This is a genomic window from Sphingobium limneticum (assembly GCF_008710165.1).
Lineage (GTDB): Bacteria > Pseudomonadota > Alphaproteobacteria > Sphingomonadales > Sphingomonadaceae > Sphingobium > Sphingobium limneticum.
The window spans coordinates 272,428-294,843 of record NZ_VYQA01000003.1 but is presented as its reverse complement, the minus strand read 5'-3'; the positions used below and the strand labels follow the sequence as shown (position 1 = coordinate 294,843).

Sequence of the window (22,416 nt, the reverse complement as noted above, 5' to 3'; positions counted from 1 at the left end):
TCAGCCTTAGATATTCTGGTTGACGTACTGGAGCATCTCGTCGGTCGCCTTGATCATCTTGCTGTTGACCTCATAGGCGCGCTGCGTCTCGATCATGTCGACCAGCTCCTCGACGATGTTGACGTTCGACGTTTCCAGATAGCCCGACCGCATCAGGCCACGGCCTTCAAGGCCCGCAACGCCGACCTGCGGCACGCCGCTGGCGGCGCTTTCGGTCAGCAAATTGCCGCCGATCGACGTCAGGCCCGACGGATTCATGAAGCTGGCGATTTCGATCTGGCCAAGGTTGCTCGGTTCGCTTTCACCCTGCAACGTGGCGGTGACGGTACCGTCATTGCCGATCGCGACCGACGTCGCGCCCTGCGGCACGGTAATCTGCGGGATCAGGGGCAGGCCGTCGCTTGTGACCACGGTGCCTTCGGCGGTAACGCTGAAATTGCCGGCGCGGGTATAGGCGATGGAACCATCAGGCTGCTGCACCTGGAAATAGCCCGAACCCTCGATTGCGATGTCCAGCACATTGTTGGTCTGGTTCAGCGTGCCCTGGGTGTTGATCTTGCTGGTGCCCTGGAGCGCCACACCGGAGCCGAGGTTCAACCCGTTGGCGAATTTGTTCTCGCTGTCCGAATTGGAACCGGCCTGAATGATCTGCTGATAGGCCAGCGTTTCGAAATCGGCGCGGTCCTTCTTAAAACCGGTCGTGTTGACGTTCGCCAGGTTGTTGGCGATCACGCGCATCTTCGTGTTCTGCGCGTCAAGGCCGGTGCGGGCGACATGAAGGGCTGCGTTCGTCATCGTTGTATCTCCGTGGCGGCATCCCAAAGGATGCTCATGCAGTCATCAAAGCAAGATGCGTGCCAATATTAACCAACTATTTTAGCTGTCGAGGCGCATCAGCGAAGCGCCGCCATCGTCCAGCTGTTTGGCGGTATCGATCATCTTCACCTGGGTTTCCCAGGCACGGCTGGCCTCGATCATCTGAATAAGGGCCTGGGTCGCATTGACGTTGGACCCTTCCAGCGCGCCCGATGTCACGCTCGCCAGCGGATCGCCGGGCAGGGTGCCGCCATTCACTTCGCGGAACAGCCCGTCGGTGCCCTTGGCGATGCTGGATCCGGCGGCATTGACCAGCTTCAACTTGTCGACCTGCGCCGGGTTGGCGGGATCGCCGCCCTGCGGCACGCCCCAGATGCTGCCATCCTTGGCGATCGACACGCTGTCCATCTGGGGCAGGGTGATCGGTCCGCCTTCGCCCATGACGGCCAGGCCGTCGCCGGTGGTCAGCAGGCCGCTGTCCGTGACTTTCAGGTCGCCGCGGCGCGTATAGGCCTCACTACCGTCCGCGGCCTGAACGGCGAGCAAGGCATCGCCGTTCATGGCCACGTCCAGGTTGTTGCCGGTTTCGGTCATCGCGCCTTGCGCCATGTCGGCGGCGACGACCTGTTCCGACGCTTGGGCACGGGTGTCGAACGTGTCGCCCTTGATCCAGCGTGTCTCGGCATTGGCGATTTCGGCGCGAAAGCCGACGGTGTTGACGTTCGCGAGGTTGTTCGCGACCGACGCCTGCCGCGCCATCGCGCCGCGCATCGCCGTAAGTGCCGTGTTGACGAGCCGATCCATGGGCTAAACCTTCTATCCCGTGCCTTTAAGCGTCTTAGGTGCGCAGGTTGACGATGGTGGTGGTCAGCGTGTTCGCCGCCTCGATCGCCTTGCTGTTCGCCTGGAAGTTGCGCTGCGCCGCGATCAGGTTGACCAGTTCGTCGGTGATGTCGACGTTGGAGCGTTCCAGAAAGCCCGAGTTCACGGCGCCGAACAGGCCCTGATTGGCGGTGCCCAGCGTGGGCTGGCCGCTGGCGACGGTCGACGTCCAGTGGGCATCGCCCTCCTGACGCAGGCCTTCCTGGCTGTTGAACGAAGCCATGGCGACCTGACCCAGATAGACGGTGGTGCCATCGGCATAGACGGCCGAAACCAGGCCTTCCTTCGACACGCCGACGCTGTTGAGCTGCGCGCCGTTGGCGTCGCCGTTCAGCGTCGTGGGGATCTGCAGGTCGCTCAGGTCGGCCGGGGTGGCATTGGCGGTCGCACCCGTGCGGTTGCCGGTCTGGGGATCGACGGCGAACACCTGGATGCGCGATCCGGTGGTGTCGACGGCAAAGCGGTCCTCATTGACCGAGAAAGCGCCGTTGCGGGTATAGCTGACGGTGCCGTCCTCGCCCTTCACGGTGAAGAAGCCTTCGCCGGTGATGGCAAGGTCCAGCGTCTTGTCGGTGCCTTCGATCGTGCCCTGCGTGAATTGCTGGGCCACGTCCTGCACGCGCACGCCCTGGCCGGCGACCTGGTTGGTGGTCTGCATCGGCGCGGCGGCGAAGATGTCGCCAAACTGCGCCTTGCTCTTCTTGAACGCGGTCGAACTGACGTTGGCGACGTTGTTGGACGTGGTGGCGAGGTCGATCTGGGCCGCTTTCAGGCCCGACAGGGAGATGTAGAAGGACATGGCGTTGCTCCTTGGGTGAAAAGGATGTGGGGAGTGAGGGTGAGAAAGATTACATCAGGCTGATCGCGTCCGACGGGCTGTAGCTGCCGAGCGCGGTGATGAGTTTGGAGGATGATCCGTCGGCGGGCGATTGAACGGCGGCGATGGTGGCCCAGGTCGCGACCTTGCTGGTGGTCGCGCCGCTGACCTTCACCTGAAGGGCGGAGGTGGACACCGTCTCGCCCGCGTCATTCTTGCCGTCCCAATAGAAGGTCAGGTTGCCGGCCGGCTGCGCGCCGGTTTCGATCGTCTTGACCACATTGCCGGCGGAATCGACCAGATTGATGGTGGCGCCTTCGGTGGCGGCGGACAGCGTGACCTGCCCCGCATAGGTGCCGGTCGCGTCGGGCGCGGCGATATTGCTCTGCACCAGCATCGACTTGCCGATCCAGCTGGCCGCATCGCCCAGCCGCGTGCCGGTCAGCTCGCTCGCCAGATTCTTCAGCGTCTGGTTCATTTCGGCAATGCCGGACGAATTGGTGATGGTCGCCATCTGCGACACCATCTGCGCATTATCGACCGGTTCGAACGGATCCTGATACTGCATCTGCGCGGTCAGCAGCGTCAGAAAGCTGGCCTGACCCATCTCCGCGCTGCCGGTGCCGACATTCTTGGTCGGGTTGTAGACCGAAAGGCCCGCGCTATCGGTGACCGTGGATGTGGTCGTCATTTGCCGATCCTTATGGTTTCCATCATCAGGGACTTGGCCGTGTTCAAGACCTGGACGTTGTTCTGATACATGCGGGCCGTCTCGATCATGTCGATCAGCTCGGCATTGCCGTCCACGGCGGCTTCCCACACATCGCCATTGGCATCGGCCAGCGGATGATTGGGATCGTGGCGCTTGGTCGGCTCCGCATTGGTGGTGACGACATTCTTGACCTTCACCGTCGACACGCCGGGCGTATCGGTGACGCTTTCGAACACCGGCTTGATCGCGCGATACGCTTCGCCCGCGCTGCCGGTGACGTTGCCGGCATTGGCCATGTTGGACGCGGTGGCGTTCAGGCGCACCAGCTGGGCGCTCATGGCGCGGCCGGCAATGTCGAAGATGTTCATGGGCGCATTGTTGCTCATGCTCATTCTCCCTTCAGGGCGCGGTTGATGGTGTTGATGCGGCCCTCAAGGAAGGAGAGGGTCGTGCGATATTTGACCGCATTTTCGGCGAACAGCGTCTGTTCGGTGCTCAGTTCGACCGTATTGCCGTCCAGGCTGGGTTGCAGCGGGACGCGATAGCCCATGCTGTCATCGACGGCCTTGGACACGTCGGTCGCGCTGTTGCCGGCCTGCGTCGTGGCTTCCTTCAGCGCGGACTCGAAATCGATGTCGCGCGCCTTGTAACCGGGCGTGGAGGCATTGGCGATGTTGGACGCGAGCAAGGACAGGCGCTGCGAACGAAGCGCCAGCGCCTTTCCGTGTATCCCGAACAGATTGTCATCCACCGACATGGTCAAATTCGCTCTAAAAGTTTTGCGTCCCCCGTCGTTCTGACACCTGATGGCGTCTCCTTACGGGTGATCCTGTCGGAGATCAGCAAGAGCCGTGCCAATTTGCGTGGGTGACGCATCGGCAGCACGATAATCCCCGGCAAACGGGGGGCTTGCTGGGGGAGGCGGCAAGGGCGGCAATTTTTTGCCGGCCAGCGGCAGGGCGTTGCCGTTGGTCGATAGGATGATGGGAAGCAGGCGTTCATGATCGCGATAATCAGCCATTTGTTCGATCCGCTGACGCTGGCAGCGATGCTGGTCGGGATCGCGGCGGTGGCGCTGTTTCAAAATGGCGTGAGTGCCATGGGCGGAGCGATGGCGGCGCTGCGGCTGTTGCTGACCGCCGATCCGGCCCGCGACCGGGATGCCGCCCGCGCGGCCATGCTCAAGATCGATCAGGTGGCGCAGCTGCGCGGCCTGTCCTGCACCGACCGGGTCAAGACCGCCAATATCTTCCTGACCGAAGCCGCCCGCAAGCTCGCCAATAGCGAGCGGACCGACATGTTCGAATTGTGGGCGGCGCAGTCGCTCGCCGACCGGGCGCAACGCCATGGCGCGGTGCACAAGGCTTGGCTGTCGATCGCCGACGCCGCGCCGGCACTGGGCATGGCGGGCACGATCATCGGCCTGGTCGGCATGTTCGCCGCCATGGACGATCCGGCGAAGCTTGGCCCGTCCATGGCCTTGGCCTTGCTCACCACCTTCTACGGCGTCGTCATCGCCAACATCATCGCCGCGCCTGTCGCCGCCCGCCTTGCCGACCTGTCGGAGCGGGAACTGGCCTGGCAGCGTGAAGTGGCCGACCGGATGCTGGCGATCGCCCGGCGTGAAAATGCGCCGCTGCGCCGCGCCGCGATCCGCGAAGTCGCATGACCGCGCCTTACTCCACGACATCGGCCGTCACGGCATCGGCCTCCTCCGCCCGGCGCAATCGCTGGGCGGTCAGCTTTGCCGATCTGCTGCTCCTTCTGCTTGCCTTCTTCGTGCTGTTGCAGGCCAGCGGATCGCGCCGCGACGCCATGCTTTCGCAGGTCAGCCAGCAATTTGGCGGTCGGGCGATGCAGCAGGGTGTGGAACTGCGCGCTGCCGACCTTTTTCAGCCTGGCGAAGCGCTGCTCAGCGATGCTGGCCGCGCCCGCCTGTCCGCCGTGGCGAAGCGTTTCGAGCATAAGCCTGGCGGGCTGGAAATCCGCAGCGACGGGTCCGATCGGGGCCGTCAGCGTTTCGACGACTGGGATCTGGCGGCGGCCCGTTTGGGCGCCGTCGCCCGCGCCCTGCGGATGGACGGCATTGCGCAGGATCGCCTGCTGATCCGTGGACTGGATCAGGGCGACGGCAAAGGCGGGAAGGGGCAGGTCATCCACATCGCGCCGGGCCGTTAATCATATTTGGCACGGAAATTGCTGAAATCCTGACAAGACCGTTCTTCCGTCAGGAGACATGCCGTGTTTCGATTTTCCGCCCTTCTCGCCGCCGCCGCGCTGACCAGCATGTCGCCTGCGCTGGCCCAGGCCCAAGGGAATCAGGCACAGGGAAACCAGAAATTCGAAAATCTCGATCGTATCGACAGTCTGGTGGCGATGACCGTCGGCGCCAATCTGGGTGAGCCGGGCGGCCCTGCCGCGCCGGTCGATCGCCGTTTGCGCCTGGCCGCCTGTCCCACCACACCCAGCGTCGAAGGTCCGATCTTCGGTGCCGCGATGGTGAAGTGCGAAGCTCTGGGCTGGCGCATCCGCGTGCCGCTGATGACCGGATCGGCCGCTGCCGCTTCGGGGCCGCTACCGCGCACCGCATCGGCCTATGGCGCCGCCAATCGCTATGTTCGCCCGGCACCCGCCGCCGCGAAGGAGGCGGTTGTGCGCAAGGGCGATCCGGTGCAATTGATGGCCGGCAACTCGGTTTTCAGCGTATCGCGCATGATGGTCGCGGATGAAGATGGCGCCATGGGTGAAACGATCCGTGTGCGCGAAGACAAGAAAAGCGCACCGATTTTCGCTCAAGTCGTAGAAATGGGCGTAGTGCGCATTCCTGGATTTAATAATTTTTGAACTTGTCCGTTATAGTCAGTAGGGACGAGTGAAGGATTTTCCAATGATCAAGTCAGTGGGCCAGAATATCAGCGCCGCCATTGAGGCCTCCCGCCTGCGGGAAGGGGCCAAGACGCGCGCGACGGCCACCACCGGATCGACCACGGCCGCCAGCGCCGCCACGTCGAGCAGCCCTGCCGCGCGCATGGCCGCCGAAGGTGCGCCGGTCGACATGGACCGGATCGCCGCCATCAAATCGGCCATCGCATCGGGCAATTACCCGGTGAACCCGTCCGCCATTGCCGAACGCATGATCGCGCTCGACCTGTCGGCCGCCTGATAGAGGATTGACGTCATGCCGCTGGGTCTTGCCGCGCTGGATGATCTGTTCGACGCGTTCGAGGATCTTCGTGCTGTGCTCGACGGCAATGATGCCGCCGCGATCGAACTCGCCAGCAATCGTGTCAGCCGCGCGGCCTCGTCCGTCCGCGCGATCGGCGCCTGGAGATCCGACCCCGCGGTAGTGGAACGGCTGAGCATCATGATGCCGCTGCTCGACAGCGCCCGGATCCGGGTGAAGCTGCTCGCCGATCACGCGCAACAGCGTCTTGCCATTCTTGCGGCCCATGGCGCGCAGACGGCCCCGCTGACCTACGGCCGCTGAAAGCCTTCGTAAAAAATATTTCGACTTTCGGCTAAAGCGGCGCCTTCGGGCGCCGTTTTTCGTTGTGGGGCGCGAAATCCTTACCCGCGTTAACCAAATCTTGGCACAAACATTGCTCTAATGTCCTCGCTAGCTAGTGAGGATTTTAGTCGTGTCCGCTTTCGCAGACATATCAGCAACCGGAAGTTCGACGGGTAATCGCGTGACCAACGCGATTGCCATGGCGAGCCGCCGTACTGGTGTCGACTTCTCCTACCTGCTGGGTCAGGCCAAGATCGAATCGAGCCTGAACCCCACGGCCCGCGCGGCGACATCGTCCGCCACCGGCCTCTATCAATTCATCGACCAGAGCTGGCTCGCCGTCATCGACAAGCATGGCAGCGAATATGGGCTGGGTTGGGCCTCGAACGCGATCCAGCAGAGCGGCGGCCGCTATTATGTGGCGGACCCCCAACTGCGCCAGCAGATCCTCGACCTGCGCAAGCATCCCGAAACCGCTTCGGTCATGGCGGCGGAACATGCCGCCGACAACAAGGCCTTTCTGGAATCGAAGCTGGGCCGCGAAGCCGAGCCGGTCGATCTCTACCTCGCCCATTTCCTGGGCGTCGGCGGCGCCTCCAAATTCCTGTCGGTTCACGATCGCGCGCCCGATGCGAGCGCCGCGTCGCTCTTCCCGTCGGCTGCGCGCGCGAACCACTCGATCTTCTACGACAAGCAGGGCAATGCCCGCAGTTTCGCCGAAATCCGGGATCGCTTCGCGTCCAAGCTGCAAAAGGGCGTCGATAGCCTGGGCGGCGACATCCAATATGCCTCCGCCGCGCTGCCCACCGGCGCGAAGACGGTGCAGCCCGCCGATTATGTGCGGATCGAAACCCAGCGCCTGAGCGAGCAGCCTGACATCATGGTCAAGCCGCAACCGCAGACGGCGCGCCTCGCCTATCTCATGCTCGCCACCCTCGGAAGGTAATCGGCCGCAATGTCTCCTGCTCAAGTCAAAGCGAAGATCTGGATGAGCGCCGCCAAGGGCGCCGTGCTGCCGTTCGCGACGTTGATGGTCGTATTGTTCATGATGGTGCCGGTTCCGGCCGTCATGCTCGACATCGGCTTCATCACCAACATCATGATCAGCCTTGCCGTGCTGATGGTGGCGCTGAATGCGGCCAAGCCGCTCGATTTCTCCAGCTTCCCGACGGTGCTGCTGTTCGCGACCCTGCTGCGCCTCGCGCTCAACGTCGCTTCCACCCGCGTCGTGCTGGTGTCGGGCCATGAAGGATCGGACGCGGCGGGTCAGGTGATCGAGGCTTTCGGCCACTTCCTGATCGGCGGCGACTATGTCGTGGGCATCTTCGTCTTCGCCATCCTGATGATCATCAACCTGGTCGTCATCACCAAGGGTGCGGGCCGCGTGTCCGAAGTGTCGGCCCGCTTCACCCTGGACGCCTTGCCGGGCAAGCAGATGGCGATCGACGCCGATTTGAACGCCGGCCTGATGACGCCCGAAGAAGCCAAGATCCGCCGCGCCGAAGTCGCGACAGAGGCCGACTTCTACGGTTCGATGGACGGTGCCAGCAAGTTCGTGAAGGGTGACGCGGTTGCGGGCATCCTGATCCTGGTCATCAACATCGTCGGCGGCATCATCCTGGGCGTCGTCAGCCATAAGCTGGCGATCGGCGAAGCCGCGCAAACCTATATCATCCTGGCCATCGGCGACGCGCTGGTCGCACAGATCCCCGCGCTGCTGCTCTCGATCGCCGCCGCCTCCATCGTGACCCGCGTGAAGAGCGAGCAGGATCTGGGCAGCCAGGTCGCCGGCCAGTTCGGTTCGGGCAAGTCCTGGGTGCCGGTCGCCGCGATCCTGGGTTTCCTCGGCATCCTGCCCGGCATGCCGCACATCATCATCTTGACCGCTGCGGCGATCGCCGGCGGTATCGCCTGGCAGCTGCGCAAAGCGAGCCAGAAGAAGGCGGCCGAACCTGCGCCGACACCACCCGCGCCCAACCCGGCCGTCATCGAATGGGACGATGTGTCGGACGGCGCGATCCTCGGCCTAGAAATCGGTTATGGCCTCATCGGCCTGGTCGACGAACGCAAGGGCGCGCCGCTCATGGCCCGCATCACCGGCATCCGTCGCCAGCTGTCGAAGGAACTGGGCTTCGTCGTGCCGATGGTCCGCGTGAAGGATAATCTGGCGCTGGAGCCGAACCAATATCGCATCACCATCGCCGGCGTCGTCGTGGGTGAGGATGAAATCTGGCCCGATGACCTGCTGGCGCTCGACAGCGGCGCACTGGAGGGCACGGTGGCCGGTCGCGCGGCGAAAGATCCGACCTTCGGCCTCGACGCCGTGTGGATTCCGCAGGGCAAGCGCAGCGAAGCCGTGGTCGCGGGCTATACCGTGGTCGATCCGCCGACGGTCGTCGCCACCCACCTCAATCAGCTGATCGCGATGAATGCCGCCGAAATGTTCGGCTTGGACGAAGCGCGCAAGCTGCTCGACAATCTGAAGGACGCCGCGCCGCAGCTGGTCGATGGCCTGACGCCTGGCACGCTCACCCTGACGCAGATCAGCGCGCTGTGCCGCGCGCTCCTTTCCGAAGGCATCGCGCTCAAGGATTTCCGCCGCATCTGCGAAGCCATGGTCGACGCCGCCCGCCCCGACATGAACCACGAACAGCTGGTCGAAGCGGTGCGCCAGCGCATCGGCGCCCTCATCATCCAGGGTCTGGTCCCGGTGAAGATGCCGCTGCCGGTCATCACGCTGGACGGCGATCTGGAAGGGCTGCTGGCCCAGGCCATGCGCGTCGCGGGCGATGCCAAACATCCGATCGAACCCGCGCTGGCCAACCGCATCGTCGAAGCGGTGATACATGCCGCCCGTCCGCTGATGGGTCAGGCGCGCGCCTTCGCCATCGTCACATCGCCGGTGGCGCGCCGCGCGCTCGCCCGCCTGTTCAAGCCGCATCTGCCCGAAACGCCGGTGCTGTCCTTCCTCGAAATTCCCGACGGCAAGGGTGTCGAGGTGGTCGCCGTCGTCGGCAACGAACCGCGTCCCACGCCCCGCCACGACCCCGCGCCTCAGCGTGAACGGGTCGCCTGAAAGGAGGGTTGAGCCATGTATATGAACAAGATTTCGGCTGGCGCTCATACATATGCCAAGCCCGGTGAAAACAGCCCGGAGCGGCTCGCCCGCCAATATATGCCGCTGGTGCGCAAGATCGCCTGGCATGTCCATGGCCGCGTCTCGACCGCGATCGAGGTGGAGGATCTGCTTCAGATCGGCATGGTCGCGCTGGTGGAGGCGGCCAACAGTTTCGAGGATCGCGGCCTTGGCTTTGCCGCCTATGCCCAGTTGCGCGTACGCGGCGCGATGATCGACCATCTGCGGCGGCAGGCAACAATTTGCCGGTCGGCAATGGCCAAGCGGAAAGAACTTGCCAAGGTACGCAACCGGCTGGAGCAGAAGCTCGGCCGCCTACCGACCGAAGCGGAAATGTCCAGCGACATGGGGCTGGAACCGGCCGCCTATCGCGAGATCGCCGACAGCGTCGAGATGGTCCAGCACACCAGCATGGACGAAGTCTATTCGGACCAGTCCATGTGGTTCGCCGATGTGGAGGACCGTGCCGACGACATCATGGAGCGAGAGTCGCTCAAAAAGGCGTTGGCCGGCTGCATCGGCGAATTGCCCCAGCGTGAGGCGATGGTCCTGCAACTCTATTTCGTCGAGGAAATGAACCTGGAGGAAATCGGTCATACGCTGGACATCGGCGCCGCGCGCGTCTGCCAGATCAAGAAGGCCGCGCTCGACAAGCTGCGTGAGAAACTGCGCGACTGGGACGACTGATCCAACATCTTTCTGTTCCCCGGCGAAGGCCGGGGGCCAGTCCAACCCTATCGACCGAACCGTCCTACGCCACGAAACGCGATTTTATTCGTCGTTCGCCGGCAGCGGCCCGACCGGCCGGCCATCGGTGGTCGGCCAGCGAAAGCGGAGCGGGCGATAGCTTTGCGTCCGCCACCATGGATCGGCGACTTCGAACAGGCCGCTTTCTTCCGCCCGTCGGCCCAGATCCTTGCGCGCCGTCACCGCCGCCAGCACCGGCGCGGCGAACAGGCCGGCGACCACCGGCGACATCCAGCCCAGGCTGCCGGCCTTCACCGCCATCGCGGTCAGTACCGCACCCAGCAACAAATGCCATTTGAACAGCCAGATCGCGCTGGTGATGGCCATGCCGTCGCGGTCGCGGGTCTGCCCGTTCCAGCTCGCCTTCTTACCCATCAATATGCCGAACAGGTTGATCGTCTGGGTCAGCATCGCCACCGGCGCCATCAGGATCGACAGGATGATGTCGACGATCACGCCGCGCGTCATCCGCGCCGCGCCGCCAAAGCCGATGCGCCGGGCCGGGTCGGCCATGGCCCACAATATCGCCAATATCTTTGGTCCGAACAGCAGCACCACGGTCAGTGCCAGCAACCCGCCCGAAGGCAGCACGGCCGTCGGCGGCCACAGCCCGCTGATCGCGCCACCCAGCACGACCAGCATCAGCAACAGCCACAATGGCGACGTGCAATAGGCCGATGCGCCGACCAGCAATTGGAACCGGCTGACCGGGTGCAACCCCTTGATCTTCACCAGCAACGGCACATGCTGGATATTGCCCTGGCACCAGCGGCGGTCGCGGGTGAACAGGTCGGGCATGGACGGCGGGAATTCTTCGAAACTGTCGTCGGCCGTGACCATATGCACGTCCCAGCCGCGCCGACGCAGCAGTGCGGCCTCCAGCATATCGTGGCTCAAAATATGCCCGCCAAACGGCGCGCGGCCCGGCAGTTCGGGCAAGCCGCAACTCTCGGCAAAGGCGCTCACGCGCACGATGGCATTATGGCCCCAGAACATGCCTTCGGACCCGGCCCACCAGATCATGCCGGCGGCCGATGTAGGGCCGAACAGCCGGCTGGCAAATTGCTGCCAGCGCGCGAACAAAGTGGCCGCGCCCATCACCGTAGGAACTGTCTGGATCAGGCCGACATGCGGATGCCGCTCCATGTCGGCGGCCAGGCGGGCCATGGTCTGGCCGCTGACCACGCTGTCCGCGTCCAGCACGACCATATAATCATAGCCACCGCCGAAGCGTTGCACCCACTCGGCGATATTGCCGGGCTTGCGGCCGATATTGAGCGCCCGGCGACGATAATGAACCGGTCGGGAGAAGGAGTCGCGCATTTCCTGATAGGCGCGCCGTTCCACTTCACCGCTTTCCACGTTGGAATCGGACAGGATGAAAAATTCGAACCGTTCGCCGCCCATCACCTGCGCCAAGGACCGTTCCATGATCGACAGCCGGCCCAGCACGCCCAGAAAATCCTCGTTGCACACCGGCAGCAGGATGGCGGTCTTGCCCTTGAGCGGGGTTGCGGGATTGAGCGGGCGCGGGGTGACGCTGCGCCCCTTGCCCACGGTCAGCAACAGGAAGCCGATCATCGCCGTCGCAAAGCCGAAGGCGATCCAGGCGAAGAGGGGGATGAACAGGGCAAGATAGAGGCCCTCCATCCAATCGATGCCGTCCAGGCCGATCGACTGGCGCATCTCATGTCCGGCCATCGCGGCGGGGAGCAATGCCAGTAGTACGACCAGCAATCGCCGTGCCCAGATGTCGATATTGAGCGGCCGGCGCATGGTCAGCGCCGGCTTCGTGCCGAAATCCTGCTCGGGCATCGCCAGCGGGGTTTCCGCCGGCACATGTTCAAAGGCGCGCGCCAACGGCTCGCCTTCCGCATCGCCGTGCGGCGCTTGAACGCCTCCGTTCCCCGTCATTCAAAAGACCCGTCCCGTTTGACCCAAGGTGATGGAACCGCTGGGCAGGCCGACGGTTCCCTCTACGCACCCATCGGATAATGGACATATTCGCTGAGCGCGCGATCGCCCGACCGCAATTGCAGCCGGACATCAACCGCTTTACCCTGTGGACGCACGACATCAAGCACCGTGCGGAACAGCCGATCCTGCCCCAGCACCGGATAGCCCGCCTGCTTGGCGATCGTGCCGCCGCTCACATCGACCCAGATGTCGGGCTTGGGATCGGCAGCCACGCCGGCAAAGTCGATAACCAGCTTTTCCGCGCCCTTCTGCTCGCTATGGCCGCGCCACACATTCTGGACGATGGCCAGGCCCGCCGATGCCGGCGCGCGAGCGGCCGACCAGTCGAGATGATAGCTGGCGTCTATCCGGCTGCCCGGCCGCGCCGCCACGTCCGGCGTCCAATAGGCGCAGACATTGTCGGTATATTCGCTGTCGGTGGGGAAAGCGTAGAGCCGCACCTGCCCCTTGCCCCATGGCGTATTCGGCGTGGCCCAGAGCGAAGGGCGACGATCGTAGAAGACGCCGTCATCCTGATAATGGCTGAAATCGCGATCGCGCTGCAACAGGCCGAACCCCTTGGGGCTGACTTCGGTAAAGGCGCTGAAATGCGGGGCGGACGGGTTCACGATCGGGCGGACATGCGCCGTCCCGTCGGCACCGGCGATCGACAGCATGTCATTGTCATGCACGGCCGGGCGCCAATCGGTGCCCTGCGTCCGGTTCGCCTGATTATACCAGAACATGCTGGTCATCGGCATCAGCCCCAATTCCTGGATCGGGCGACGGGGGAAGAGCGCGGCGGTGATATCCTGCTTCACCCCGTCCGGACCCAGGCTGCTGACGAAACGATAGGCGCCGGTGATCGATGCGCCGTCCAGCAGCGCATAGATGGTGACGCTGCTATTGCCGGTGCGCTCCAGCCAGAAATGGGTGAAGGCGGGAAATTCCTCCTTGCCCGGCAGGCTGGTGTTGATCGCGATGCCGCGCGCGGACATGCCGAACTGCTTTTGCGGGCTGGGCGCGCGGAAATAGCTGGCGCCCAAAAATGAGAGCCAGTCGCCATCGCGCTTGGCATTCATGATGCGGAAACCGGCAAAGCCCGCATCCGGCCCCAGCTTGGCGACGGCATTGTCGGCTGGCATGTCGAAAACCGTCGGATCGTAACGAAGGGGCGTAGCGCGCCCGTTCTCGACGGTCGAGATCTGCACCGGCTGGGTCGAATATTGCGACAGGGGAAAGAAGCGTATGCCGGTATCGCCCGGCAGGTCGTTCCATAAGGTGCGCTCGTCGCGGAACCGCGCTTCATGCTGCGCTATATAATCGACCTTCGCCGCACCGGGATGACGCGGCACTTCTTTATAGGGCGTGCGCGACAGGCGCTGCGCCGACGCGATCAGCTTGTCCCAGGAGAAAGCGGCACCTTTTGTTTGCGCCAATAGCGTGTCGGGCAAAAGCAGGGCGGCGGCGGCGGCGGAGGCGGCGATCATCGCGCGCCGATCGATCTGTGTCATGGCGTTCATCATGGACCCGGGAAACGACCGAGCCAAGACTTGTATCCAGGGTTCGTCTGGAAATGCGCGTGACCGCGCCTTTCGAAGGCGGCACCGGCCCTCTCCCCCACCCGGCCACCCAACGGCAGTATCATATGGGTGGCCGGGTGGGGGAGAGGGCCGGTGCGGTTCTGCGCCGACAGGTGCTATAATGAAGAAGCCTCCGCCCGGGGGGACGGAGGCTTCTAATAGCTGGTCGTTCGATCGAAGGTGTGACCCCGGCACGGTGGGGACTGTTGATGTGCCGGGGGCACCATGGTCGGCTGGCGGTGACCAATACCTCAGCCGACCAATTCTGTGTCGGGTTTAGCCGATCAGCTTGAGCACGCCCTGCTGGCTCTGGTTGGCCTGGGCCAGCATCGCGGTGGAGGCCTGGCTCAGGATCTGCTGCTTGGCGAGCGCGGTCGTTTCGGCCGAGAAGTCGGCGTCTTCGATGCGGCTGCGGGCGTCCGTCAGGTTGGTGATGTTGTTCGTCAGGTTGCTGACCGCCGATTCCAGGCGGTTCTGGACGGCACCCAGGTCGGCGCGGGTCGCCGAGATCTTTTCCAGCGCCGTGTCGAACTTGGTCAGGTCGGCGTCGGTGGCGGTCGTCACGTTGACGGCGGCTGCGGTGGCGCCGGCAACGGCCGTGATCGCGGCATCGGTCGATAGACCGTTCGCCTTGATCGTCACCGAGTCGCCTGCATTGGCGCCGGCCTGGATCTTGATGTCGGTGGTGCCGACGAACAGCTTCTGGCCGTTGAACTCGGTGTTGGCCAGCGTGTCGGTGATCTGCGTGGACAGCTGATCCATTTCCGCCTTGATGTTGGTCTTGGCGTCGGTGTCGTTGGTGCCGTTGATCGCCTGGACGGTCAGTTCACGCATACGCTGAACCATGTTGGCGACTTCGCCGAGCGCGCCTTCCGCCGTCTGGGCGAGGCTGATGCCGTCGTTGGCGTTGCGGACGCCCTGGGTCATGCCGCGGATCTGGGCGGTCATGCTGGATGCGATGGCCAGGCCAGCGGCGTCGTCCTTGGCGCTGTTGATGCGCTTGCCGGTCGACAGGCGTTCCATTGCAGTGCCCAGAGCCTTGGTGGCGGCGGTCGAAGCGTTGGCGGAGCGCAGCGCTGCGGTGTTGGTTGCGATAACAGTCATGGTGTTCCCTTTCCAATTCAATATCAGGTCGCTGCCATCAGTCAGAGCGCTTGCGGCCTCGAAAGGGGATAACGGCGGGGTGCGGGAAGCTTTTAGTCGCGACGTCGATTTTTTTCGAAACAGGTGCGAATCATGGGGTTCGCAAAGGCCCTTACGCGGGCGCACCGTGCGTGCGACGCGCGCGGATTAGACTAAGGTGGAAAAAATTGCCGCTTTTGCCGGAAAAAACCTGCCGCACTGCGGCAAGCTGCCGTGTCGCGTTAACTATCTGATAACCACAGAACGGGTATTTATTAACCATCGAAGGGGGTTGGGGCGTGCGGGGGCACAAACCGCCCAAAACATGGGGTCTGTTCATGTCTATGCTTGACGTGAGCCGTGGGGTCTGCGCGCTTCTTCCGGGCTTGCAGCACTGGCTTGAGAATGCCTACTACACCGTTCGTATCGTCGACGCCGCCAGCCCCCGTGAACGGGACGACCGGCGCATATTGCTGGCCACCGAAATCGGTCATGCCACGCATCGCGACATACTCATCAATGTCATCGACGGCGCGCCGTCGCTGATCGCTGCCGCCAACGGCCTGCCGGCCCGGGTCGCATTCGGCATCGCGGACATGGGTTTTGCCTTTGCCCTGATCGCTGAACTCGTTCGCCCGGCATCGGTTCCCGCGGTCGGCGACAGCGGCAGCGCGCGCCTGATGACGCTGGCCGGCCGCGTCGCCCGCAGCGATGCGACCGTCCTCATTCAGGGCGACACCGGCACCGGCAAGGAAGGCATGGCGCGCTTCCTCCACGCCCAATCGGGTCGCACCGCTCACGACTTCATCGCCGTCAACTGCGCCGCGCTGCCAGAAACCATGATGGAAGCGATGCTGTTCGGCCATAAGAAGGGCAGCTTCACCGGTGCGTCCAATGCCTCGGAAGGCCTGTTCCTGGCCGCCGACGGCGGTACGCTCTTCCTCGACGAAATCGCCGAACTGCCGCTCTCGCTCCAGTCCAAGCTGCTGCGCGCCCTGCAGGAAGGCGAAGTCCTTCCCGTCGGCGCGACCCATCCGGTTCCGGTCAACGTCCGCATCATCGCGGCCTGCAACCGCGATCTGGCAGGGGAAGTCGCTGCCGGCCGCTTCCGCGAAGACCTCTACTGGCGTCTCAACGTCATGCCGCTGGAACTGCGCCCGCTGGCCGAACGTCCCGGCGACGTCGCCGCGATCGCCGCCGCCATGCTGCTGCGTCATCAGGATATGGGCAAGGCGCCGTTCGTATGGCCGACCGCCGCCGCCATGGACAAGCTCAGCGCCCACAACTGGCGCGGCAACGCCCGCGAACTGGGCAATGTGCTTCAGCGCGCGCTGGTGCTGCGCGACGGCATGATGATCGAGGCGGACGACCTGCATCTGACCGGCGCGCCCCAGCCGCTGCGCGTCGTCGCGCCGATCATCGCGCCGGCGTCCATCCCGGTCGAGCCGGTCCGCCTGCGCGACGTCGCCCATCACAGCAAACTCGAAGCCATCCGGATCGCCCTGCGCGAAACCGATGGTCATCGCGCCGCCGCCGCCCGCAAGTTGGGCATTTCCGAACGCACGCTTCGCTATCGGCTCGCCGAAATGCGTGAGCTGGCCGCAGCATAAAGGGAGGGTTGAACCATGGCTATCAACGGCGTTTCCCCGACCGACAGCGTGATGGCGATCCGCAACGCCATCCTGCAGAAAAATGCGGCCCTGCGCGATGTCGCATCGACCGGCACGGTCGGCGCGCCCGGCGTCGGCGGACCGCAGGGCACTGCGCCCGGCGGCTTTACCGATGCCCTCAACAGCGCGCTGCAACAGGTCAACGGCCTGCAAAATCAGGCGGGTGAGGCAGCGGCCTCGTTCGAGCGTGGCGAAACCACCGACATCGCCGCCGTCATGCTGGCCAAACAGCAGGCGTCGGTCAGCTTCGAAGCGACCCTTCAGGTCCGCAACAAACTCCTGTCCGCCTATAAGGACATTATGAGCATGCCGGTTTAAACCATGAGCGAGAACGCACTCAGCACCAATGTCGGCGCATCCGCGCCTGCTCTCCCCTCCAGCGCCGCCTTCGGGAACGGAGCCAAGGGCATGGACGCGCTCAAGGCGCGCTTCACCGGCTTCATCAAGCAACCCGCCGTGGCAAAGAGCCTGCCGCTGCTCGGCCTGATCGGCACCGTCGCGGTGGCCGGTGCGGCCTGGCTCGCGCTGCGCGAACCGCCGCAGCGCGATCTGTTCCGCGCCCTGCCCGATACCGACAAGTCGGCCGTCGCGCAGGTGCTGGACCAGAATGGCATCAAGTATGACTTCGACAATAGCGGCGGCATGACCGTGGGCGAAGGCGACTATTTCAAGGCGAAGATGATGCTCGCCGCCCAGGGCCTGCCCAAGAGCGCGCCCGACGGCAACAGCATGATCGACAGCCTGCCGATGGGCGCTTCGCGCGCCGTGGAAGGCGAAAAGCTGCGCTCGGCCCGTGAAATGGACCTGGCCCGCACGATCGAGGCGATCGACAGCGTCGAAACCGCCAAGGTGCATCTGGCCGTCGAACCGCCCAGCGTCTTCCTGCGCGAACGGTCCAAGCCCTCGGCATCGGTCATGCTGCGTCTCGCCAACGGCCGTACGCTCACCGACCAGCAGGTCAGCGCGATCGTCCATCTCGTCGCTTCGTCGATCCCGGAACTCAATCCGGACGATATCTCGGTGGTCGACCAGAATGGCCGGCTCTTGAGCGACAATGACAGCAACGCCGGCGACGATCGCCAGCTGGCGGTGCAGGGCAAGATCGAGGATCGCTATCGCCAGTCGGTGATCGCGCTGCTGACCCCGATCCTGGGTCAGGGCAATTTCTCGACCGAAGTGCATGCCGAACTGAACTTCGCGGAGCGTCAGGCCACCCGCGAAACCTATCCGCAGGACGAAGCGCGCCTGCGCAACGAAACCGGCACCTGGGCTTCCGACCCGCGCGGTCAGGGTACGGGTGAAGCTTCGGGCATTCCCGGCGCGCTCAGCAACCAGGCGCCCGTCAACCCCACCGTCACCCAGACCAATCCCAATGGTCAGGCCGTGTCGCAGGGTCAGACGGCGCAGGGCGCACAGGCTGGCCAGCCCGGCACGCCGCCCAACCCGCTGATGAAGACCGAGGAAACCTTCAACCGCAGCTTCGAGCTGGGCCGTGAAGTGTCCGTTACCCGCGATGCCATCGGCACCGTCAAGCGCCTGTCGGTCGCCGTCGCGCTCGACACCGCGCCCGATGGCAAGGCGCGCACGCCGCAGGAAATCGCCGCGCTGGAAGCATTGGTGAAGGGCGCGGTCGGCTTCGACCAGACCCGTGGCGACGTGGTGGCCTTGTCTTCGCGCAGCTTCCTCAAGACGCAAGACGCGGTCGCCCCCTGGTATGAAGCCGATTGGGTGTCGCCGCTGGTGCGCAACGTGTCGGCGCTGCTGGTCGCGCTGCTGGTCATCTTCGGCATCGGCCGCCCGCTGCTCAAGCGCCGTGCCGCGCCGCAGGACGCTCTGGCCGCGCCGGCTCCCGAGGAAGGTCAGCGCATCGGCCGCGAGATTTCGACCGAAATCACCAAGCAGGCTGCCGTCATCACGCCGGAAGGCGGGGAGCCCAAGGTCACGCTCGACATGATTTCCTCCACCTATGACTATGCCCAGCGCGCCGACCTGATCCGCAACTTCGTGAAGCAGGATCCCGATCGTGCCGCCCTGGTCGTCCGCGACCTGCTGAAGGAGGCTAAGAAGGAAAATGCCTGAGATCGTCCCCGGTCGCCCCGAGGCGCTGAAAGGCAGCGCCGCCGCCGCCGTCCTCCTGATGCTGTTCGACGAGGATGAAGCTGCCCAGATCCTGTCCCGCCTGGAACCCGAAGAAGTGCGTCAGCTTGGCTATGCCATGTATGACGTGCAGGATGTCGATCCGGAGGAAGTGAACGAAGCGCTCGACCATTTCGTCACCAAGGCCAAGAAGCGCACCACCATCGGCTATGGCGCCACCCGCCATATCCGTGGCGCGATGACCAAGGCTCTGGGCGAGGAACGTGCGGAAACCATCCTGGCCCGCATCACCCCGCCGACCCGCTCCACCCAGCTGGAAATGCTGAAGTGGATGGACGCCAAGGAAATCGGCACCCTGATCGAAGCGGAACATCCGCAGATCATGGCGATCGTGCTCGCCCATCTGGAGGCGCCCGTCGCCGCCGACGTGCTGCAATTGCTGCCGGTCGAATATCAGGAAGAGATCGTCTATCGCATCGCCACGCTCGGCCCGGTGTCGAACGAGGCGCTGGAGGATCTGGAGCAGTTGCTGCTGCGTGGTCCGGTCAACAAGCAGGGCGCGGCGTCGCAGCGCGGCGGCACGGTCGAAGCGGCCGCGATCATGAACAATGTCCGCAAGGACAATGAACAGCGGATCATGAAGGCCGTCGCCAAGCGCGACAAGATGATCGCTCAGACGATCGAGGAGGAGATGTTCGTCTTCGACAACCTCATCGACATGGACGACAAGAATCTGGGCACGCTGATGCGCACCGTCGACAGCCAGGTGCTGGTCGTGGCGCTCAAGGGCGCGAACGATATGCTCAAGGCCAAGATCTTCAGCTGCATGTCCGCCCGCGCGGCGCAGGCGATCGCCGACGAGATCGAGGAACGCGGTCCGATCCGCCTCGCCGAAGTGATCGACGCGCAGAAACTCATCATCGCCACCGCGCGCCGCATGGCCGACGCCGGCACCATCATGCTCGGCGGGAAGGGCAACGATTTTGTCTAAGATTTGGGGGGCACAGGCCGTTCAGGACGCTGCGCCCGTCGCGGTCGCGGGCTTCCGTCCCGCAGGCGGCGGCTTCCGCACGCTCTATGCCTCGCCCGAAACCCCGATTGCCGCGACGATGCGCAACGGCGTGTTCGAACCCGAACCGGAAATCGACCTGCTGGAAGAAGCCCGGATGGAGGCCTTTACCCAGGGCTTCGATGAAGGCTGCCGCGTCACGGCCGAAGCCCATGGCGAGGAAGCGGATGCCCGCGCCCGCCTGACCGAAGCGCTGGAGATGCTCGCCCCTGCGCCCAGCGGCATGCTCTCCACCATGCTATCCGCTACCGTCGTCCGTCTGGTCGAACAGATTGTGGGAGAGGTGGAGATCGACATCGAACGCCTCGTCCAGCGCTGCGACACAGTCGCCGCCTTTATCGAGGATAATGAAGGCAAGAACGCGCTTCACCTTCATCCCGAAGACATCAACCTGCTGGAAGGCGAAGCGATCGGCGTCAAGCTGGTGGGCGACAAGGGCATGCACCGTGGATGCGTACGCCTCGAAACCAGCGAAGGCTGGGTCGAGGATGGCCCGGACGTCCGCCTGTCGCGCCTGCGCGCGCTGATGGACGATATGGAGGGCAAGGCGTGATCCGTGCCCAGATCGCCCAGGCCGAAACCCTGTTCGACCATTTGCAGGTCCAGAACCGTGCGCCCCGTCATGTCGGCCGTCTGGTCAGCCATGATGCGGGCATGCTGGAAGTCACCGGTTTCCGCCGTCCGATCGGTTCGGGCGCGCGCGTGCTGGCCAGCGACGGTTCGGTCTGTCGCGCCGAAGTCGTCGGCTTTCGCGGCGACCGCGCACTGCTGGTGCCGCTCGATGCCGACGCGCCGCTGGAAAACGGCATCCGCGTCGAACCGGACAGCCAGGCGAATATGGTGCAGGTGGGTGATGGTCTGATCGGTCGCGTCATCGACGCCATGGGCCAGCCGCTCGACCGCAAGGGGCCGATCATCGCGGGCGGCACATGGCCATTGAACGGCGTGAAGGGCAATGTCCTCGATCGTGGTCGCGTCACCGAAGCCTTCGACCTTGGCGTGCGCGCCGTCAACGCGCTGCTCACCGCCGGGCGCGGCCAGCGTATCGCCATCATCGCCGGCTCGGGCGTCGGTAAATCCGTCCTGATGGGCCAGATGATCGCCGGCGCCGAAGCCGATGTCGTCGTCGTCGGCCTGATCGGCGAGCGCGGTCGCGAAGTCAGCGATTTCCTCGAAACCAAGCTCAAGCACACGATGGGCAAGAGCGTCGTCGTCGCCGTGCCCGCCGACCATCCCCCGGTGCTGCGCCTGCGCGCCGCCGCGCGCGCCACCGCCATCGCCGAATATTTCCGCGCCCGCGGCAAGAAGGTGCTGCTGCTGATCGACAGCCTCACGCGCTGCGCCCATGCCCAGCGTGAAATCGGCCTGGCACTGGGCGAACCGCCCGCGATGAAGGGCTATCCGCCCTCGGCCCTCGCCCTCATCCCCCGTCTGGTGGAGCGCGCCGGTGTGGACGCCCGCACCGGCGGCTCGATCACCGCGCTCTACACCGTGCTGGCCGATGGCGACGATACCGACGATCCGATCGTCGACGCCGCTCGTGCTATCGTCGACGGACATTTCGTCCTGTCGCGCCAATTGTCGGAACAGGCGATCTTCCCCGCCATCGACATCGGCAAATCGCTGTCCCGCGTCATGGCGGACGTCGTGCCGGACGAGCATCGCATGGCGGCTGCCGTCTATCGCCGCCTCTGGGCCGCCTATGAGGAAAATCGCGACCTCATCCTGATGGGCGCCTATCGCCCCGGCAACGACCCCGTCATCGACGAAGCCGTCCGCCGCCGGCAGGAAATCCTCGACTTCATCCGTCAGGACCAGAAAAGCCGCATCGACCTCGACACCAGCACCAACGCGTTGATCGCCGGGTTCGGCGCGTGAAGGGGCTGGTCGGCCGCCGCCAACGGGTGCTGCGGGTGCGCCATGTCCAACATGCCATGGCCGTGGCCGAAACCGCCCGCGCCCGCGATGAAGCCAGTGCTCTGGCCAATAATATCGATCGCCTGAACAAGGTCCGCAGCGAATTGTTCGAGACGGAAGGCATGGCCAGCGGCGCCTCCTTCGCTGCGATGCAGGAACTCGCCACCCGCCTCGAACAGGCCGGTCGTCAGCTCGATGGCGCACTTTATGATGCCAAGCGCAATGTCGAGGCGAAAGAAGGCATGACTCTTGCAGCGAACCGCGAGAAGGAAATCGCCACCCGCCTCAAGGACCGCGCTCGCGCGAACCTGGAGGAGTGGCGAGAGAATAAGCTCGCGGCCTTGCCGCGCTATCGCCGCATGCAGCGGACGGGGGACGTTTGAC

The 22,416-nt window shown here is 64.4% G+C and carries 25 protein-coding genes; 15 read left to right on the top strand and 10 right to left on the bottom strand.

Annotation, left to right across the window (positions count from 1 at the left end):
* Positions 1–6: 6 nt before the first annotated feature.
* The 7 genes from flgG to F4U95_RS06080 all read right to left on the bottom strand — a co-directional run bounded on the left by flgG (position 7) and on the right by F4U95_RS06080 (position 4,248).
* Positions 7–795 (bottom strand): flagellar basal-body rod protein FlgG, encoded by a 789-nt coding sequence (gene flgG, locus F4U95_RS06110; RefSeq protein ID WP_120251839.1) that lies wholly within the window; start codon positions 793–795, stop codon positions 7–9.
* 81 nt (positions 796–876) lie between these two features.
* Positions 877–1,620: a flagellar basal body rod protein FlgF gene (locus F4U95_RS06105; protein WP_120251840.1), complete on the bottom strand. Its 744-nt coding sequence runs from the start codon at positions 1,618–1,620 to the stop codon at positions 877–879.
* 34 nt (positions 1,621–1,654) lie between these two features.
* Positions 1,655–2,497 (bottom strand): flagellar hook-basal body complex protein, encoded by an 843-nt coding sequence (locus F4U95_RS06100; protein ID WP_120251841.1) that lies wholly within the window; start codon positions 2,495–2,497, stop codon positions 1,655–1,657.
* Between the two features lie 49 nt (positions 2,498–2,546).
* Positions 2,547–3,206 (bottom strand): flagellar hook assembly protein FlgD, encoded by a 660-nt coding sequence (locus F4U95_RS06095; RefSeq protein ID WP_150424966.1) that lies wholly within the window; start codon positions 3,204–3,206, stop codon positions 2,547–2,549.
* Entirely contained in the window at positions 3,203–3,613 is a 411-nt protein-coding gene (gene flgC / locus F4U95_RS06090; protein ID WP_120251843.1) for a flagellar basal body rod protein FlgC, read from the bottom strand. The genes F4U95_RS06095 and flgC overlap by 4 nt, the downstream gene beginning before the upstream one ends.
* A gap of 2 nt (positions 3,614–3,615) precedes the next feature.
* Positions 3,616–3,984 (bottom strand): flagellar basal body rod protein FlgB, encoded by a 369-nt coding sequence (flgB, locus tag F4U95_RS06085; protein WP_120251844.1) that lies wholly within the window; start codon positions 3,982–3,984, stop codon positions 3,616–3,618.
* 60 nt (positions 3,985–4,044) lie between these two features.
* Positions 4,045–4,248, bottom strand: a complete 204-nt coding sequence (locus tag F4U95_RS06080) for a hypothetical protein (RefSeq protein WP_150411841.1) — start codon at positions 4,246–4,248, stop codon at positions 4,045–4,047.
* Here F4U95_RS06080 and F4U95_RS06075 point away from each other — a divergent pair.
* The 8 genes from F4U95_RS06075 (at position 4,228) to F4U95_RS06040 (ending at position 10,558) form a co-directional block, all read left to right on the top strand.
* A complete protein-coding gene (locus tag F4U95_RS06075; RefSeq protein WP_150424965.1) occupies positions 4,228–4,896 on the top strand; it encodes a MotA/TolQ/ExbB proton channel family protein in 669 nt (222 codons plus the stop codon). The genes F4U95_RS06080 and F4U95_RS06075 overlap by 21 nt on opposite strands.
* Entirely contained in the window at positions 4,893–5,405 is a 513-nt protein-coding gene (locus F4U95_RS06070) for a flagellar motor protein MotB (protein ID WP_150424964.1), read from the top strand. Before F4U95_RS06075 ends, F4U95_RS06070 begins: the two co-directional genes overlap by 4 nt.
* Positions 5,406–5,513: 108 nt before the next feature.
* Positions 5,514–6,071 (top strand): flagella basal body P-ring formation protein FlgA, encoded by a 558-nt coding sequence (locus tag F4U95_RS06065; RefSeq protein WP_150425046.1) that lies wholly within the window; start codon positions 5,514–5,516, stop codon positions 6,069–6,071.
* A gap of 43 nt (positions 6,072–6,114) precedes the next feature.
* A complete protein-coding gene (gene flgM / locus F4U95_RS06060; RefSeq protein ID WP_150424963.1) occupies positions 6,115–6,390 on the top strand; it encodes a flagellar biosynthesis anti-sigma factor FlgM in 276 nt (91 codons plus the stop codon).
* 15 nt (positions 6,391–6,405) lie between these two features.
* Complete coding sequence (locus F4U95_RS06055; protein ID WP_120251849.1) at positions 6,406–6,714, top strand: hypothetical protein; 309 nt, start codon at positions 6,406–6,408, stop codon at positions 6,712–6,714.
* Positions 6,715–6,865: 151 nt separating this feature from the next.
* Positions 6,866–7,681: a lysozyme family protein gene (locus tag F4U95_RS06050; protein ID WP_150424962.1), complete on the top strand. Its 816-nt coding sequence runs from the start codon at positions 6,866–6,868 to the stop codon at positions 7,679–7,681.
* 9 nt (positions 7,682–7,690) lie between these two features.
* A complete protein-coding gene (flhA, locus tag F4U95_RS06045; protein ID WP_150424961.1) occupies positions 7,691–9,811 on the top strand; it encodes a flagellar biosynthesis protein FlhA in 2,121 nt (706 codons plus the stop codon).
* A 15-nt stretch (positions 9,812–9,826) separates the two neighbouring features.
* Positions 9,827–10,558: a sigma-70 family RNA polymerase sigma factor gene (locus tag F4U95_RS06040; protein WP_150424960.1), complete on the top strand. Its 732-nt coding sequence runs from the start codon at positions 9,827–9,829 to the stop codon at positions 10,556–10,558.
* 84 nt (positions 10,559–10,642) lie between these two features.
* Here the strand turns inward: F4U95_RS06040 and mdoH are convergent, their stop codons facing one another.
* From mdoH to F4U95_RS06025, 3 genes are all read right to left on the bottom strand, one after another.
* Positions 10,643–12,532 (bottom strand): glucans biosynthesis glucosyltransferase MdoH, encoded by a 1,890-nt coding sequence (mdoH, locus tag F4U95_RS06035; protein WP_150424959.1) that lies wholly within the window; start codon positions 12,530–12,532, stop codon positions 10,643–10,645.
* A gap of 62 nt (positions 12,533–12,594) precedes the next feature.
* Positions 12,595–14,088: an OpgD/OpgG family glucan biosynthesis protein gene (locus F4U95_RS06030; protein WP_150424958.1), complete on the bottom strand. Its 1,494-nt coding sequence runs from the start codon at positions 14,086–14,088 to the stop codon at positions 12,595–12,597.
* A 345-nt stretch (positions 14,089–14,433) separates the two neighbouring features.
* Positions 14,434–15,261 (bottom strand): flagellin N-terminal helical domain-containing protein, encoded by an 828-nt coding sequence (locus F4U95_RS06025; RefSeq protein WP_150424957.1) that lies wholly within the window; start codon positions 15,259–15,261, stop codon positions 14,434–14,436.
* Between the two features lie 356 nt (positions 15,262–15,617).
* Here F4U95_RS06025 and F4U95_RS06020 point away from each other — a divergent pair, with 356 nt between their 5' ends.
* The 7 genes from F4U95_RS06020 to F4U95_RS05990 are packed head-to-tail and all read left to right on the top strand — an operon-like array spanning position 15,618 to position 22,415.
* Positions 15,618–16,889 carry a sigma-54 interaction domain-containing protein gene (locus tag F4U95_RS06020; RefSeq protein WP_120251855.1) on the top strand — a complete coding sequence of 424 codons (1,272 nt, stop codon included), beginning with the start codon at positions 15,618–15,620 and terminating at the stop codon, positions 16,887–16,889.
* A gap of 21 nt (positions 16,890–16,910) precedes the next feature.
* On the top strand, positions 16,911–17,267 hold the full coding sequence (fliE, locus tag F4U95_RS06015; protein WP_120252319.1) for a flagellar hook-basal body complex protein FliE: 357 nt from the start codon (positions 16,911–16,913) through the stop codon (positions 17,265–17,267).
* A gap of 3 nt (positions 17,268–17,270) precedes the next feature.
* Complete coding sequence (gene fliF / locus F4U95_RS06010; RefSeq protein ID WP_120251856.1) at positions 17,271–19,028, top strand: flagellar basal-body MS-ring/collar protein FliF; 1,758 nt, start codon at positions 17,271–17,273, stop codon at positions 19,026–19,028.
* Positions 19,021–20,037: a flagellar motor switch protein FliG gene (gene fliG, locus F4U95_RS06005; RefSeq protein ID WP_120251857.1), complete on the top strand. Its 1,017-nt coding sequence runs from the start codon at positions 19,021–19,023 to the stop codon at positions 20,035–20,037. Before fliF ends, fliG begins: the two co-directional genes overlap by 8 nt.
* Positions 20,030–20,668 carry a FliH/SctL family protein gene (locus F4U95_RS06000; protein WP_246171505.1) on the top strand — a complete coding sequence of 213 codons (639 nt, stop codon included), beginning with the start codon at positions 20,030–20,032 and terminating at the stop codon, positions 20,666–20,668. The genes fliG and F4U95_RS06000 overlap by 8 nt, the downstream gene beginning before the upstream one ends.
* Entirely contained in the window at positions 20,665–21,993 is a 1,329-nt protein-coding gene (locus F4U95_RS05995; RefSeq protein ID WP_150424956.1) for a FliI/YscN family ATPase, read from the top strand. Before F4U95_RS06000 ends, F4U95_RS05995 begins: the two co-directional genes overlap by 4 nt.
* On the top strand, positions 21,990–22,415 hold the full coding sequence (locus F4U95_RS05990) for a hypothetical protein (protein WP_120251859.1): 426 nt from the start codon (positions 21,990–21,992) through the stop codon (positions 22,413–22,415). Before F4U95_RS05995 ends, F4U95_RS05990 begins: the two co-directional genes overlap by 4 nt.
* Position 22,416 lies beyond the last annotated feature (1 nt).

Coding starts and splice junctions, on each gene's coding strand:
- flgG (WP_120251839.1), bottom strand. CDS start 795: ATGACGAACGCAGCCCTTCATGTCGCCCGCACCGGCCTTGACGCGCAG.
- F4U95_RS06105 (WP_120251840.1), bottom strand. CDS start 1,620: ATGGATCGGCTCGTCAACACGGCACTTACGGCGATGCGCGGCGCGATG.
- F4U95_RS06100 (WP_120251841.1), bottom strand. CDS start 2,497: ATGTCCTTCTACATCTCCCTGTCGGGCCTGAAAGCGGCCCAGATCGAC.
- F4U95_RS06095 (WP_150424966.1), bottom strand. CDS start 3,206: ATGACGACCACATCCACGGTCACCGATAGCGCGGGCCTTTCGGTCTAC.
- flgC (WP_120251843.1), bottom strand. CDS start 3,613: ATGAGCAACAATGCGCCCATGAACATCTTCGACATTGCCGGCCGCGCC.
- flgB (WP_120251844.1), bottom strand. CDS start 3,984: ATGTCGGTGGATGACAATCTGTTCGGGATACACGGAAAGGCGCTGGCG.
- F4U95_RS06075 (WP_150424965.1), top strand. CDS start 4,228: ATGATCGCGATAATCAGCCATTTGTTCGATCCGCTGACGCTGGCAGCG.
- F4U95_RS06080 (WP_150411841.1), bottom strand. CDS start 4,248: ATGGCTGATTATCGCGATCATGAACGCCTGCTTCCCATCATCCTATCG.
- F4U95_RS06070 (WP_150424964.1), top strand. CDS start 4,893: ATGACCGCGCCTTACTCCACGACATCGGCCGTCACGGCATCGGCCTCC.
- F4U95_RS06065 (WP_150425046.1), top strand. CDS start 5,514: ATGTCGCCTGCGCTGGCCCAGGCCCAAGGGAATCAGGCACAGGGAAAC.
- flgM (WP_150424963.1), top strand. CDS start 6,115: ATGATCAAGTCAGTGGGCCAGAATATCAGCGCCGCCATTGAGGCCTCC.
- F4U95_RS06055 (WP_120251849.1), top strand. CDS start 6,406: ATGCCGCTGGGTCTTGCCGCGCTGGATGATCTGTTCGACGCGTTCGAG.
- flhA (WP_150424961.1), top strand. CDS start 7,691: ATGTCTCCTGCTCAAGTCAAAGCGAAGATCTGGATGAGCGCCGCCAAG.
- F4U95_RS06040 (WP_150424960.1), top strand. CDS start 9,827: ATGTATATGAACAAGATTTCGGCTGGCGCTCATACATATGCCAAGCCC.
- mdoH (WP_150424959.1), bottom strand. CDS start 12,532: ATGACGGGGAACGGAGGCGTTCAAGCGCCGCACGGCGATGCGGAAGGC.
- F4U95_RS06030 (WP_150424958.1), bottom strand. CDS start 14,088: ATGACACAGATCGATCGGCGCGCGATGATCGCCGCCTCCGCCGCCGCC.
- F4U95_RS06025 (WP_150424957.1), bottom strand. CDS start 15,261: ATGACTGTTATCGCAACCAACACCGCAGCGCTGCGCTCCGCCAACGCT.
- F4U95_RS06020 (WP_120251855.1), top strand. CDS start 15,618: ATGTCTATGCTTGACGTGAGCCGTGGGGTCTGCGCGCTTCTTCCGGGC.
- fliF (WP_120251856.1), top strand. CDS start 17,271: ATGAGCGAGAACGCACTCAGCACCAATGTCGGCGCATCCGCGCCTGCT.
- fliG (WP_120251857.1), top strand. CDS start 19,021: ATGCCTGAGATCGTCCCCGGTCGCCCCGAGGCGCTGAAAGGCAGCGCC.